This is a genomic window from Salicola sp. Rm-C-2C1-2, assembly GCF_040196175.1.
Taxonomy (GTDB): Bacteria; Pseudomonadota; Gammaproteobacteria; order Pseudomonadales; family Oleiphilaceae; genus Halospina.
The window spans coordinates 172170-184893 of record NZ_JBEFNF010000005.1 but is presented as its reverse complement, the minus strand read 5'-3'; the positions used below and the strand labels follow the sequence as shown (position 1 = coordinate 184893).

Annotated in this window: 11 protein-coding genes; 2 read left to right on the top strand and 9 right to left on the bottom strand. The window is 62.0% G+C overall.

The features are described from left to right. The first annotated feature begins 43 nt into the window (after positions 1 to 43). Together AAF659_RS10500 and AAF659_RS10495 are read left to right on the top strand one after the other, a co-directional pair. Complete coding sequence (locus tag AAF659_RS10500; protein ID WP_349751701.1) at positions 44 to 409, top strand: PilZ domain-containing protein; 366 nt, start codon at positions 44 to 46, stop codon at positions 407 to 409. Beyond that, on the top strand, positions 381 to 2057 hold the full coding sequence (locus tag AAF659_RS10495) for an HAD family hydrolase (protein WP_349751700.1): 1677 nt from the start codon (positions 381 to 383) through the stop codon (positions 2055 to 2057). The genes AAF659_RS10500 and AAF659_RS10495 overlap by 29 nt, the downstream gene beginning before the upstream one ends. Before the next feature lie 5 nt (positions 2058 to 2062). Here the strand turns inward: AAF659_RS10495 and AAF659_RS10490 are convergent, their stop codons facing one another. The 9 genes from AAF659_RS10490 to AAF659_RS10450 form a co-directional block, all read right to left on the bottom strand. After that, entirely contained in the window at positions 2063 to 2986 is a 924-nt protein-coding gene (locus AAF659_RS10490) for an AgmX/PglI C-terminal domain-containing protein (protein ID WP_349751699.1), read from the bottom strand. Further along, complete coding sequence (locus AAF659_RS10485) at positions 2983 to 3474, bottom strand: ExbD/TolR family protein (RefSeq protein WP_349751698.1); 492 nt, start codon at positions 3472 to 3474, stop codon at positions 2983 to 2985. The genes AAF659_RS10490 and AAF659_RS10485 overlap by 4 nt, the downstream gene beginning before the upstream one ends. Then, complete coding sequence (locus tag AAF659_RS10480) at positions 3471 to 3992, bottom strand: ExbD/TolR family protein (protein ID WP_349751697.1); 522 nt, start codon at positions 3990 to 3992, stop codon at positions 3471 to 3473. Before AAF659_RS10480 ends, AAF659_RS10485 begins: the two co-directional genes overlap by 4 nt. A 9-nt stretch (positions 3993 to 4001) precedes the next feature. Beyond that, positions 4002 to 4655, bottom strand: a complete 654-nt coding sequence (locus AAF659_RS10475; RefSeq protein WP_349751696.1) for a MotA/TolQ/ExbB proton channel family protein — start codon at positions 4653 to 4655, stop codon at positions 4002 to 4004. Positions 4656 to 4696: 41 nt separating this feature from the next. Beyond that, complete coding sequence (locus AAF659_RS10470; protein WP_349751695.1) at positions 4697 to 5005, bottom strand: hypothetical protein; 309 nt, start codon at positions 5003 to 5005, stop codon at positions 4697 to 4699. Then, positions 5002 to 5598 carry a tetratricopeptide repeat protein gene (locus AAF659_RS10465; protein ID WP_349751694.1) on the bottom strand — a complete coding sequence of 199 codons (597 nt, stop codon included), beginning with the start codon at positions 5596 to 5598 and terminating at the stop codon, positions 5002 to 5004. Before AAF659_RS10465 ends, AAF659_RS10470 begins: the two co-directional genes overlap by 4 nt. Continuing rightward, positions 5582 to 8383 carry a tetratricopeptide repeat protein gene (locus tag AAF659_RS10460; RefSeq protein WP_349751693.1) on the bottom strand — a complete coding sequence of 934 codons (2802 nt, stop codon included), beginning with the start codon at positions 8381 to 8383 and terminating at the stop codon, positions 5582 to 5584. Before AAF659_RS10460 ends, AAF659_RS10465 begins: the two co-directional genes overlap by 17 nt. Next, entirely contained in the window at positions 8380 to 9441 is a 1062-nt protein-coding gene (locus AAF659_RS10455; protein ID WP_349751692.1) for a tetratricopeptide repeat protein, read from the bottom strand. The genes AAF659_RS10460 and AAF659_RS10455 overlap by 4 nt, the downstream gene beginning before the upstream one ends. 99 nt (positions 9442 to 9540) lie before the next feature. Continuing rightward, a complete protein-coding gene (locus AAF659_RS10450) occupies positions 9541 to 12696 on the bottom strand; it encodes a DUF1631 family protein (RefSeq protein ID WP_349751746.1) in 3156 nt (1051 codons plus the stop codon). Positions 12697 to 12724 lie beyond the last annotated feature (28 nt).

Genomic DNA, 12724 nt, shown 5'->3' with positions numbered 1-12724 from the left:
ATCTTTCACTATAGTGAAGGAAATGCCCTGATGAGGTTTGCCCATGGCCAACCAGGAACGTCGCGTTTTCAGCCGCATCCTGTTCGATGCCCTCTGCGAGATCCATCTGGGAGACCGGATCTGGCCCAGTCAGGTATTGGATATCTCCCTCCATGGCGCCCTGCTGAAAGCACCAAAAGACTTCAGTGGTGACCCCGGTGATGGGTACACCGTAACTGTCTGGCTTTCAGACAACAGCACCTGCATCACTATGGGTGCCACATTGCGCCACAAGGAAGATGACCAGCTGGGTTTTGAATGCCGCTCGCTGGATCTGGACAGCGCTACCCACCTCCGGCGCCTGGTAGAACTAAACCTGGGCGACGAAGCGGAGCTGCACCGTGAACTGGCCCGACTCACCGACCCCTGAGCTCATCCTTTTTGACTGGCACGGGACCCTCGTGGATACCCACGATGCGATGTTCTCGGCCATGGAAGAGATGCTGCCCCGGCTGGAAGAACTCGGGCTGGTGGAAGAATTGCTCCCGGAAGAGTGGTGCAAGACAGCTGATGACACCCGGCTGGTGCGCTACATTCGCCTGTTCCGCCGCCTCCACCCGCGCATTCTCTCAGAGCGCCGCGTTTCGCGCACCGACATTTTCAATGCCATCTTTGGTAACAACACCCGAGCAAAACAGGTTGCCCATGAAGCCTATAACGCCTGTTACCGCCATCACTACGGCGAGGTCACACCATTCCAGGAGGGCATTGGTGATTATCTCAGGGCCTGGCGTGCGGCGGGCATCCAACTGGGCATAGCCACCAACCGCAACCGGGAATTTCTGGAGCGCGAGTTGACACTGGTTGATAGTGGACTCTGGCAGCCGCTGATCGACCTCACTGTCTGTGCCGGCGATATCACTGCTTACAAGCCTGATCCAGACATCATTCTGAAAGCGACCGAAGCCGCACAGCATCCGGCGGATGCCCGCATCTGGTATATTGGCGACAGCACCACAGATATGATCACGGCCGGCAACGCTGGTGTTACGCCGGTGTTCTTCAACGGTGGCCAATGGGAACCGGAATACATCGAACGCCGTTTTTCCGGGGATCCTGAACACTATCCGGTGGCCATCGCCCATTCTTTTGAAGCCCTGACCGAGCGCATCGCACACAGCCTTGAAGGCCGCTCCCTCACCATCCTGGAATCCGAGCGACCGGCGCCTTACCCCGCACCCAAGCCACCCGATCCCCGAGTCGAGCCAGACTGGCATCCCTCAGTGGTCAATCTGACACCGCCCCGGGTCATCCTTTTCGACTGGCACGCCACTCTGGTCGACACACTGGACGCCATGTATCACGCGGTGGACGACATGCTGCCGGAACTGCGGCAACTGGGCCTTCTGGATAACATCGCCACCTCCTCGAATGCCCGCTCCCCCGAAGAACAGCGCCTGGTGGATTACGCGCGCGATCATTCCCGCCTCCACCCGCAAGTGCAGGCCGATCGCAAAATCTCCAGGACAGACATATTCGAAGTTCTTTTCGGGGAGGACGATGCGAGCAAAAACCGGGCTCACGAGGTATTCCGGAATCACTACCGGCGCCACTACGGCGCCGTTCTGCCTCTGGAACCACGCGTGCGGGAGCTGCTTTCGACACTGAACACTCTGGCGCTGGACATTGGTGTCATCACCAACCGTGATCGCGAGTTCTTCGAGGATGAATTGCGGCTCGTGGATGGAAGCGGCTGGGAGCAGCTGTTCACCATCAACATCTGTGGGGATGACGTTCCCCACCGAAAGCCTCATCCGGACCAGCTGCTACTGGCCGCAGAGCGACTGGGCGAGCCCTCGGATCTGGGCATATGGTACGTGGGCGACAGCACCACGGATGTAAGCGCCGCCCGGCGTGCTGGGCAGACCGCAGTTTTGTTCAACAGCGCCCAGTGGGATCTACCAGCACTCACCCGCCTCTTCCCAGCCGATACCAATCACCCCTACCGACCGGACGTGGTCGTGAATGACTTCTCCGAATTCTGGGCCATGCTGCTGGCCTGCATGGATACCCCCTGAAGCCCCTATCCCGGCGGGGCCAGTTCCACTGGGAAACGCACCGAGCGCTCCGGTACCTCCATGGCTCCGAAATCAAACAGAGCGACACGCTCAGCAATCTTCCGGGCCACACCACCGTCCCCCAGTGTGGACTCAGCTACCGCCACATCCAAGACAGAACCATCAGGGGCAATCGTCAACGCCAGCACCACCTCACCTTCGAGCAGCGGGTTCTGGCGACGGGCCCGATTGTAGATCGAAAAGAGCGCCGAGCGATTGCGCTGGAAGGTTTCGCGAATGGTCGCCATGGGACGTTGCCGGGGTTCTTCTTCCGCAGTCTCGGTGGTTTCACTGGAAGTGGCGACATCACGGGTTTGGCGCTGTGCTATGTCGCCTTCCTCAACGCTGCCGCCCGAGGGTTCAGCCGGCCCACCTGAGCCCGCCATGATCCGCTTTTCACCGGGCTCATCCGGTATTTCACCGGTCTGCTGATCGGTGTTGCTTTCCGCGGGCTCCCCCAGTTCCGTCTCGGATTCCGGAGCCAGCGAGCGCAGCTCCGCCAGTTGATCGCGCATCCCTACAAGGCCGGACTCCCGGGCTACTTCGCGCGCCTGCTCAACGGTTTCCTCAGGTTCTGTCGGTTTCGGCGCAGGTTTCGGCTCCGGCTCAGACTCGGCGGTTGCCGGTTCCGGCTCCGGTTCCGGTTCCGGTTCCGGTTCCTCGGGCTCCTCGGGCTCCTCGGGCTCCTCGGGCTCCTCGGGCTCCTCGAGCATTCGTGCCATCTGGGGGTCAGGTTCTTCTGCCTGCTCCGGCGCCCGCTCCGGCAGTTCCACCCCCGGAATCAGTACCGCCAGCGGCACGAAGATCACCAGCAGGAGCGCCAGTATCACCCCGAGCAGACGATCCTCGCCCCTGGTGCTGCGCCACGGCAACGCCGGAGATCGGCTCAAGGCGCACCTCCTTCACTGTCCGACACGGCCTCCACGGCAAGGTGAAGCCGGGTGTAGCCCGCGTTCACCGCGCTGCGCATGACCGGGCGCAGGCGTGCGTAATCCAGGCTGCGATCCGCCACGATCATGGCACCGGCGTCCTCCCCGGCCTCCGGGCGCCCGGCCAGATGCGCCTGAAGGTCCATAATGACCTCACCGCCCTCGCCGTCGCTCACCCCTTCCAGCCGCGCGACCTCACGGCCACCCACCAGGATGCTCTCGCCGGCCACAACCACACGGAGGGTACTCTCGGGCACCTGCTCCGCTTTGGAACGGGGCAACTGGATATCACTGTCCTCCTTGAGCACCTGCACATCTGAGGAGTTCACCATCAGGAAGAAAACGAGAATGGTGAAGATGTCCATCAGTGCGGTTAGATTAAGGCCTCCGGGGCGATTCATACGCCGGTAATGGCGCTGGATGCGGCGGGCCCGACGGGATTCCTTCATGAGCCTGCCTCCTCACCAGCAGGTGCCGGCGCGTCTCCCAGAGCGATCTCCGGGAAAAGCTCCGCGGTTACCACATCCGTCGCCACAAATTCAGGATAGCCCCGAACGGTATCCATGGTGGTTACCAGCGTCTGGTAGTCGGTTTCCGACCCCGCGAGCAACCGGATGTCGCGGGTCTCAGGAAACCGCTCTTTCACCCCTTTGAGCAGCTCGCGCAGTCCGGCAAAATCCGGCTCTCCTTCCGCCTTCGGCTCGAATCGCTGGAGCACACCGCCATTGCGGTCCCCCACCTCCAGGCTTCCATCACGAATCACCACGTAAAGCGCCAGCTCCTGCTTATTCTCCACCATCTCATCAAGGCGCTCACCGGCTTGCGGGAAGCTCAGCTCCAGGATGCGCGTCTGGGTGAAGACCATGCTCAGCAACAGCACGGGCACCAGAACAATCATCAGGTTGAGGAAGGGCGTAATGTTCAGCTCGGCTTCCGCCGTCTGGCGGCGATGTCGGCGTCGTCTCATGAACCTGCCTCACCCTTCGCTGCGCGCCGTGCTGCCCGCCTGAGTTTCCGAGATCAGGTTGAGAAGCTTGACCCCCGCCATTTCCAGACTGTCGATCATTTCATTGGTGCGGGTCTGGAGATAGGCATGCGCCAGCAGCAGCGGGATGGCGGACATCAGGCCAAAGGCCGTGGTATTCATGGCCACGGAAATACTATCCGAAAGCATGCTGGCTTTGTTGGCCGGATCCGCGTCCGCCACGGCGGTGAACGCCGATATCAAGCCCATGATGGTCCCGAGAAGTCCGAGCAGTGTTGCCACGTTGGCGAGGGTCGCCAGGTAGGGTGTGCGTTTCTCGAAGCGCGGCAGTACTTCCATCAGCCCTTCCTCCATGGCGTATTCCACATCCGAACGGGACTGACTGTTACGGAACCGGGCCAGACCGGCTGCCACCATTTCACCAACTTCCGCGCCGGACTCACGCGCCGCCTTGGAGGCTTTCTGGAACTCCCCTTTCTGCAATAGCGGCCACAGACCGGACTCAAAGACCACCCGGTTACGCCGCCGAGCAAGCTGCAGATAGATCAGCCGCTCCAGCACAATGGCAAGGCCGATAAGCAGGATCAGGGCGATGGGGATCATGAACAGTCCACCGTCCTGGAAGAATCGGACTGCAATTTCCATCAATGGGGTCTCCGTCGCGTTGGGTGTCGGTGTCTGCATGGTCAACGTGTCTCTCCGGTTGAGGCAGTCTCCGGCAACACTTTCAAAAGCGTGCCGGGATCACTGCGGTATCTGAGATAGCGGCGGTAGCTCTGGTCATCGACAGGGCGGAGAAGGTCGCCGAGACGCCCCTGCTCCGCCCGGGGTTCCTGCATTGGCGCATCCCTGGGCAGCCGCCAGGGCATCAGGTGCATCACGCCCGGGCGCTCATCCACGCCCCGGATGCGGATACCCTGATTATCGTTCTGGGCTACTGCCGGGAGGGTCAGAAGCACCAGGAGTGTCAGCGCGGTGGCCGGCTGTTTTCTCATTCCACCCTCCGTTCCAGATCCCGGATCCACAGACCCACTTCTTCATCTTTGGTTTCGGTCAGCGCCTGATAACGCCGGTAATGGGCCAGAGCCTGTTCCAGATCCAGTAAGTAGAGTTCGGAAAGAACCGCCAGGTTGTAATGCAGGCGCGGATTCCCGGCATTGGCCTCCAGCGCGGCGCGCAACAGGCCTGCTGCCTCTTCAATACGCCCCTTCTGGCGATAGAGCAGCGCCAGATCATTGGCCGCCGCGGCCTCATCCGGAGACTGCTGCAGCAGTCTCTCGAGCGCCCGGATCGCTCGTCGCGGTTCTTTGTTGTGGCGCGCCACCATGGCCCTCAGCATCAGAACCTCCGGATTGAACCGATGATCCGCCTCCACCGATGCCAGCTGCTGCCCGGCAGCTTCCGGGTTACCGTCGGCAAGCTCCCGCTGCACCTGTGCCAGCCGCTCACGATCCGCCCCATCTAGTGGCAGCGTCACCAGCGCCACCCTTTCAGGCACGCGCCTGCTGTCCGTCGCCGGTTCCATACCCGCGCAACCGGCCAGCAGCACTATGATGACAACCGCCAGCCATTCAGCGCGCCGCTTCATAGCGAGCCTCCGTCCACTCAAGATCACGCTCATAACGGGCTGGGAATAGATCCGCCAAGCCTTCAAGACTACGACTGACCCACCCGCTCCAGTGTCCCTTGGATATCCGTTCCTGGTTGCGCTGGTGCAGTTCGATGGCCTTCTCCTCAAAGGGATAGGCTTCTTCCTCAAGCAGCATTTCGTACTGACTTGCCTGGCGCTCCGTCAGGCCCGACGGTCGCTCGGAATTCATCACATCCTGCGCCAGCTGACGATAGAGCTCCGCCATGCGGTAGGTGCTTTCAGTGGCAGTTTCCGCTATACCGAACTGTTCCGCCCGTCGGAACCAGTCCAGTGCCTGCGCCAGAGCCTCGCGCTTGCGCGCCAGGGATTGCTCAAGCGGCGCACCCAGTTCGATCGCCTCAAACTCATGGGCGGCGCGACGCCCCAGCCATAGCGCACTCTCGCTGGCAAGACGGGCACCGCCACCGGTTGCCTGGACGTCGTCTTGCGCCTCGACAATGGCCCTGTGAGTATCGCCGAGCGCCTGTTCACGGCCCAGCTCCTTCTGCATAAATGCCAACTCGTGCCGCCGCTCCTGCTGAAAGGTATGCCCTCCCAGGTGGTCGACCCCCTCTGCCAGGTAGCGTTGATACAGCGCCACCGCATCCGGCAGGCGATCGGCCTTGCGGTAATAGCGCGCAGCTCTCAGACGATAGGTCCAGCGCTCCTGCGCATCCAGATCCTCGGGGATTGCCGCGAGCATGGCATCCGCAGCCGCTCCCGGACGCCCGGCCTCTTGGTGGGCGTGGACAATGCGCTCCACCGCCCTCGGTGCCAGCTCATGATCCGCAAAACGGTCCCGGAAGCTTTCAAGCAGACGAATAGCCTCATCCCATCGCCCCCTATCCAGAACCAGACCGCTTTCATCAAAACGGGCGCTTGCCGCCACATCCGTTCCCGGGGCCGCCGCATAAGCCTGCTGAAAATGTTGCCGCGCCTGTTTGGGCTGTTCATCGCTGCGTAAGCGCTCGGCCTCCCTATACAGAGCCAGCCCATGGCGCTCCCGGAAATTGCCCAGCCGCTCATCATCAGCCGGGGTCAGTGCGCGCACCTCGGCCCAGGCACTGGCGGCAGCCGCGTATTCCTCTGCCGCCATACGGAGCTGCCCCAGAAGGATCCAGCCTGCCCGGCGCTGGTCGGAGGTGGCATCAGCTTTGACGAGGACCTGCGCCCTACGACGAGCCTCCGCATGCTTCCCGGCTTCATAAAGCCGATTGGCCAGCACCTGTCTGATGCCATTGATATCCGTATGCCAGGGAAAGGTTTCGACAAAACGGCGCGCATCGCCGATCAGCCGACTCCGGGTTCCATTTGTGTCCTGCTGACGCCACTGGTCATGGCGGATCTGGACAAGGGCGTAAGCCGCCTCGCCGGCTCCCGGAAAAGGCGGCTCGGACCAGGCAGCCCGTTCGTAGAGACCGGCAGCACTGCTGGTTCTACCGCCACGCTTGGCGGCATCCCCGGCGAGCAGAACCATATAGCCAGCTCCTGTACCCATGAGATCCGCTCCCGCTCGGAAACGCTCGGCGCGATCGGCATACTGAAGCAGCCGCCGGGATGCGTCTCGATAATGGCGGCGGGCTTCAGCCTCCTCCAGGGTCTGCCCCTGGGTGTAATGCCACACGCCCAGCCTGCGCAGATAGCCCATTACCTTGCGACGCACTGGCAGCTCCAACCGCACCATGGCATCCGGCGTGGCATGATCTGCCACCGCCTTTCCCATGGCATCGCGCATCCGCGCGCTATTACCCGCCAGTCGCCAGCTTGCGACTATCTCGGTCAGCATCGCGGGCGCTTTTGGATGGTCCGGATAGCGTTCACGGAAGGCTTCGGCGGTGGCAACGCTGCCCCGGTGATCCCCACGCTCGCGCTGGAAACGCAGCAGGTGCTCATAGAGAGTGGCAACATAGGGCCGCTCTCCGTGGGTATCCAGAATACCCGCCAGCGTTTCCGGGCCGCGGCCATAGGTGGCGATGAGGCTGAGCACTCGCTGGGCGTCCGCCACCTGTTCCGCGTCTTTGCCCGAGATCGCATCGAACCCGCTGCCCTTGTCGTGATAGCGGTCCAGAAAACGCAGGAACAGCCCAGCCGCGCTCATGGCCCGTTCATCCAGAAAATGACTCCATCCCAGCATGTAAAGACTGTTATTACGGAAGCCGTTATCAGCTCCCTGTTCGTGAGCCCTCCTGAAGGCGTCTGCGGCTCCGGCGTAACGGCCTTCACTGAACCGGTGCTCACCCGTTCGGAAGGCGGCTTCCGCCACGAAACCGGATTCACCGTGTTCGTCCAGAATCCGCTCCAGGTACGCCACGGAACGCCGTTTCTGGCCGGCAAGATCACTGGCCCGGGCCGCCTCGTACAGAAGCTCAGCCTCACGCTTGCCCGTGGCCTCGGTCAGCAGCGTCTCAAAATCCGTCAGTGCCGACCGGTGCAGGCGCTTTGACGCTGCCTCGGACAGCCCCAGCGCCCCACCAAAGCGGGCTTGCAGATTCTGAATGCGGTTGAGTGTATGCACCCGTACCAGCGGATCATCCGCGCGCCGGAATACACGGACATGGCGATGAACCGCCTCCTCCAGGGAGGTCTCCGGCATATCCCCATCACCCGTTCTGATGACAATGGGGCTGAGATCCCCGAGGGTTGCCGCCCCCTCCTGCAGGAGCACCGTTGCCTGGACCCCGCCGGCGCCGGTCATGAGCAGCACAGCGATGCAGACACTCAGCATACTTGCAACACACTTCATTCCCAGCTTCCCCGCTGCACTGGTCGTTCCGTCTGCCGTAGTGCCAGCTGCTCATAGACCAGGGCCTGCTGCCTGAGGTTGCGGTCCCGGAACGCCACCAGCTGTTCGCGCTCGCGTTCGAGGAACGCCAGGAATCCGGAATCCAGCGCCGCGGGATCCGCCTCAGGGTCACCCCCGTCGGCCACGTATTCCAGGACCCAGGCGATTAATGGCGAACGGGCGTGGTTGCGGCTGTCGCGCAGGAATGCCACCAGATCCCGGTCGCCCTCCAGATCGGAACGGATCAGCCGCGCTACTCCCTGCGTCCTCACCTGCTCGCGCAGCCTATCCAGTTCCTCAATGCCGCGCTCAAGATAAGTATGGTTGCGCTCCGCCGTCGCCAGGGCCTCATCATGATAACCGGATTCGCTGTACCCCCAGACGCGCGCCAAGCGCGCCTCCACCACACCGGGCCAGGCCACCGGAAAGCGTTCGACCCGCTGCCAGGTCTGAAGGGCGCGATGCAGTCTGCCATTACGGGCTCGGGCGATGCCGAGCAGATAGAGTCCCTCGCTTACCAGCGTGCTGTCGGTGCGTACACGGGCGAAGGCCTGCTGTGCGCCCTGCGGATCGCCTTCGCGAAGAGCCAGCAGCCCCTCGGCTATATGCGCCCGGCTGACCAGGTCTGCGCCGCGTAGTGACGCCTCACCAGCAGCCAGAGAGCGCACAACCCGCAACGCAACCCGTGCACGGCTCAGCGATTCACGCTCCAGATACGCCATGGCCAGATTGAAATACCCCATGCCACCCCAGAAGGGATCGCTGATGCGGTTAAGCTGGTTGCCGGCCTCACTGAAGTGCTCATAGTAGCGCGCGGTTTTCGCCAGCAGGAAGAAGAGTTCGTCCTGTTGCGCCTCGTCCACGTTTCCAGAGGAAACATTACCGGATAGGATAGCTTCAGCCCGACCGGGTGTGTCCTCGTCCAGCGCCTGGCGCGCACGCTCCAGCGAAGAGGCCAGCACAGACGGGGCACAAAGGGCACACAACAGGACAGAAAGCGTAATCAACCGGATCGCCATAACCTCCAGACTCCGGATTACTGGGAAAGGCGGAAGGCAGTCTATCAAGCGCGATCAGGACGGGATGTGGGACAGGTCACCCACTGGCAATCCGGAGTGTTACGGCTGTCGCAAATCAAGCGATCGAGGGCGGGCGATGCCAAAGCCCTGGGCGTAGTCAACGCCGATTTCCTTCAGGGTCTCCACGGTTTCCAGATCCTCAACGAATTCCGCGATAGTGCTCAGGCCGAGGAAATGGGCCAGCTCGTTGATGGAACGAACCATGGCGTAATGGGTCAACTCCTGATTAAGGTCACGTATAAATACGCCGTCCATCTTGAGGGCATCCACGGGCAGCTGCTGAAGGTAGGCGTAGGAGGAAAGGCCGGTACCGAAGTCATCCAGCGCGAAACGGCACCCAAGATGCCGCACTGCACGCATGAATTCCGCGGTATAATGCAGGTTGGCCACAGCTGCCGTTTCCGTGACCTCAAAGCAGAGCTGGTCCAGCGGGACCGCCGTCTCGCGCAGCCGCTGTTCAAGGTTCACCAGAAAACCATCATCGTTCAGCGAGGCGCCGGATAGATTGATATTGACGGCGCCAAGCCCCGCCACCTGTTCCGGGTGATCCGCCATCCATTCCAGGGTGCGCTCAACCACCCAGCGATCCACGCGCGCCACGCGCCGCGACTCCTCGGCGGCTTCCATAAAAGGCTGGGGTGAAACGGATGCCCCTTGATCGTCCCTGATTCCCAGCAGAACCTCAATGGACCCCGGGCCCTCTCCGTGAAGCGGCATAATCCGCTGGCCGCGCAGTGTCAGGGTGCCGTCTTCCAGGGCACGGTCAATGCGCGGAATCCATCCCAGCACATGCCGCCGCCGTTCCTGTTCGTGTTCACCTGCGAACCGGATATTATCACCGCCAGCCCTGCGTGCTGCCTCCACTGCAAGCCCCGCCGCATTCAGAAGCGCATCCGGTTCTTTGCTCGTACCGTCAAACAGGGCAACGCCTACACTCACACTGGCCCCGAAGCCCACGCCTTGGCTCCGGAAACCGTGCTCCGCTACACGCCGGCGTAACCGCTCTCCGAGATCCAACCCTAATTCCATGGGCATGGGCTGCAGGGCAATAGCAAATTCGTTGCTTCCCAGGCGACCAACGGCGGATTCCGCCCCCTGCAGCGCAGCCTCTTCCTCGAGGAGGGCTCCAAGCTCCCTGAGTACGGCGTCACCCGCACGGGTGCCGTAGCTGGCATTGATAACGCTGAACTGATCGACATCCACAACCAGTAGTGTACCGGCGGCCTCAGCCGATCCTGCCTGCCGTGCTAGGCGTCCCAGGTGTTTTTCAAACTCATGACGGATAAAACAACCTGTCAGCGGATCATGGGTGGCCCGGAAAGCCATCTCCCGATAGAGATCCTGCACAATCGCGTAAAGAGACTGATCAACGAAGGCCACATCTTCCGCCTCCACAAGTTGTATACGCCCTGTGGCCAGGCTTTCCACCATCTCCGAAAATCCATATTCCACCTCATGCAATCCCTCCGGGGTCAGGAATACAAAGCGATAGGCATCATCGCCAACCCAGACGAGTCGCACACGGCGGTTGTCCCCCTTTTCATCGACGAGTTCGACCCAGTCGCCCACCGTCATCTCGCGGGCTCGCCGGCCCCAGCGGCCCGCATCAGACGCTGCGGGTTTTTCCGGCTTCTCGGGTTCCGGGGGCTCACCCAGCGGATAGGATGCCAGCCAAACGAAGTCCGGGCGTTCCTCCGCCCGCAGCTGGGCGCCCAACCGCCGCACCACGCCCTGATACCGGCCCGGCTCCCCGGAACTGGCTAACTCCCGTTCCAGAAAGTCCAGCAATGCCGGTGTTTCCAGCTCGCGCTCCAGGCTCGAACCCGCTCTTTGGTTGTAGCGCCCAAGCCAGGCCTGGATCTGCAGGATCACCTCAAAACGCTCGATCACAGCTTCGCTCTCCGCTCCCTCCCTGAGCAGGGCCATCACCAGACTCTGCTCCCACCCCGCGGCGAGCAGATCGAGCAGAATCATGGGAACCTCGTGGCCAGCGAGCGACGCCCGGATACGACGCTGTATGGCACAGCGGGCACGCTCAAGCTGCTGACGCCCTTCGTGATTACGGGCAATGCGGTCAGCGTTGCGCATAAAGGCCCGTTCCTGACGCTGAACCAGCTCTAGGAGTTCAGCCGCAACCACCTCAAGGGTTTCGGGAGAAGGCAAAGGGCGAGCGGTGAGCCGCTCAACCACACTGCTGACGGTTTCACTGAGATGCCGGGTTGATCCCTTATCCGCCACACACAGCTGCATCAGCTGATTCAGCAGACTGCGGGCGGTATGGCCGGGATCATCGAGGAAATCCGGATCATTCAGGATCAATTGCAGTACCGGAACCCGCAGGCGATCCAGCAGCGCGCGCAGATTGTGCGGCAGGTGCTCAAGCTGGTCCATTGCGGCAAATAAGCGATCCACAAGGCGGACCTGGTCCCAGTGCGCCGGAGTCAACTTATCGGCGCTGGCGGGATCCGCTTCCATGGCCCTGCTCAGTGCAGCCTCAAGGTTGCCGTCTGTGTGCTCCAGAGCTGCCAGAAGCTCATTGTGAACCGCCGCAATAATGGCGGAGGCGCTCTCTGATCCGACTTCCGGGTCCGAGGACTGGGGATCGCGCTGCAGACTGATTAACCGAAGCACGGTTCCGTTGCCACCAGTACCCGCAGCCATGCCGCCTTCGATGTCACCAGCCACCCCGGAAGCAGCGCCGTCGTCGTTCACCCGTAAGGAACGCGGTTGGACAGGCTGGGTGCGCCAGCGAATGGGCATCTCTTCCAACCGGAGCACCCTCAGCCCTTGCGCGATCATGGCTGACTCGAGCGTGTGCATCGCTCGGCTCCAGCATGTCTCCAACGCTTCCTCGAAAGCCTGATTAAGAAAAGGCTTGGCCGCAGCCTCGTAGCCACCACGGGCCATGCTGTACTGCAGTGCCTGACACAGCGCCATGGGTGCCAGTGGGTTGTTGCGGTCGTGGTATTCCGACTGGGTCAGTTGTGACAGCAGCTGATTAAGCCGGAACAGAACCTCGGGGTGCCGGGCGGCCACGGATGAGGCCACCATCTGGAGCTCCAACCAGTCCTCGAACAGATTCTTGTCCACCAATGCGAGTCGGGCACTCTCGCCGCCGCCATGCTCCGCCGAAAGCCCGCTGTGTTCCCACCAGGCCTGCATGAACCGGCGCATCAGCCCGTCCCGTTGATCAATAAGAAGCAGACGGGCATCCCGCAGTTGA

Bases quoted from the DNA above. Each gene is read 5' to 3' on its own strand.
- AAF659_RS10500 (WP_349751701.1), top strand. From the start codon at position 44: ATGGCCAACCAGGAACGTCGCGTTTTCAGCCGCATCCTGTTCGATGCC.
- AAF659_RS10485 (WP_349751698.1), bottom strand. From the start codon at position 3,474: ATGAAGGAATCCCGTCGGGCCCGCCGCATCCAGCGCCATTACCGGCGT.
- AAF659_RS10480 (WP_349751697.1), bottom strand. From the start codon at position 3,992: ATGAGACGACGCCGACATCGCCGCCAGACGGCGGAAGCCGAGCTGAAC.
- AAF659_RS10475 (WP_349751696.1), bottom strand. From the start codon at position 4,655: ATGGAAATTGCAGTCCGATTCTTCCAGGACGGTGGACTGTTCATGATC.
- AAF659_RS10470 (WP_349751695.1), bottom strand. From the start codon at position 5,005: ATGAGAAAACAGCCGGCCACCGCGCTGACACTCCTGGTGCTTCTGACC.
- AAF659_RS10465 (WP_349751694.1), bottom strand. From the start codon at position 5,598: ATGAAGCGGCGCGCTGAATGGCTGGCGGTTGTCATCATAGTGCTGCTG.
- AAF659_RS10460 (WP_349751693.1), bottom strand. From the start codon at position 8,383: ATGAAGTGTGTTGCAAGTATGCTGAGTGTCTGCATCGCTGTGCTGCTC.
- AAF659_RS10455 (WP_349751692.1), bottom strand. From the start codon at position 9,441: ATGGCGATCCGGTTGATTACGCTTTCTGTCCTGTTGTGTGCCCTTTGT.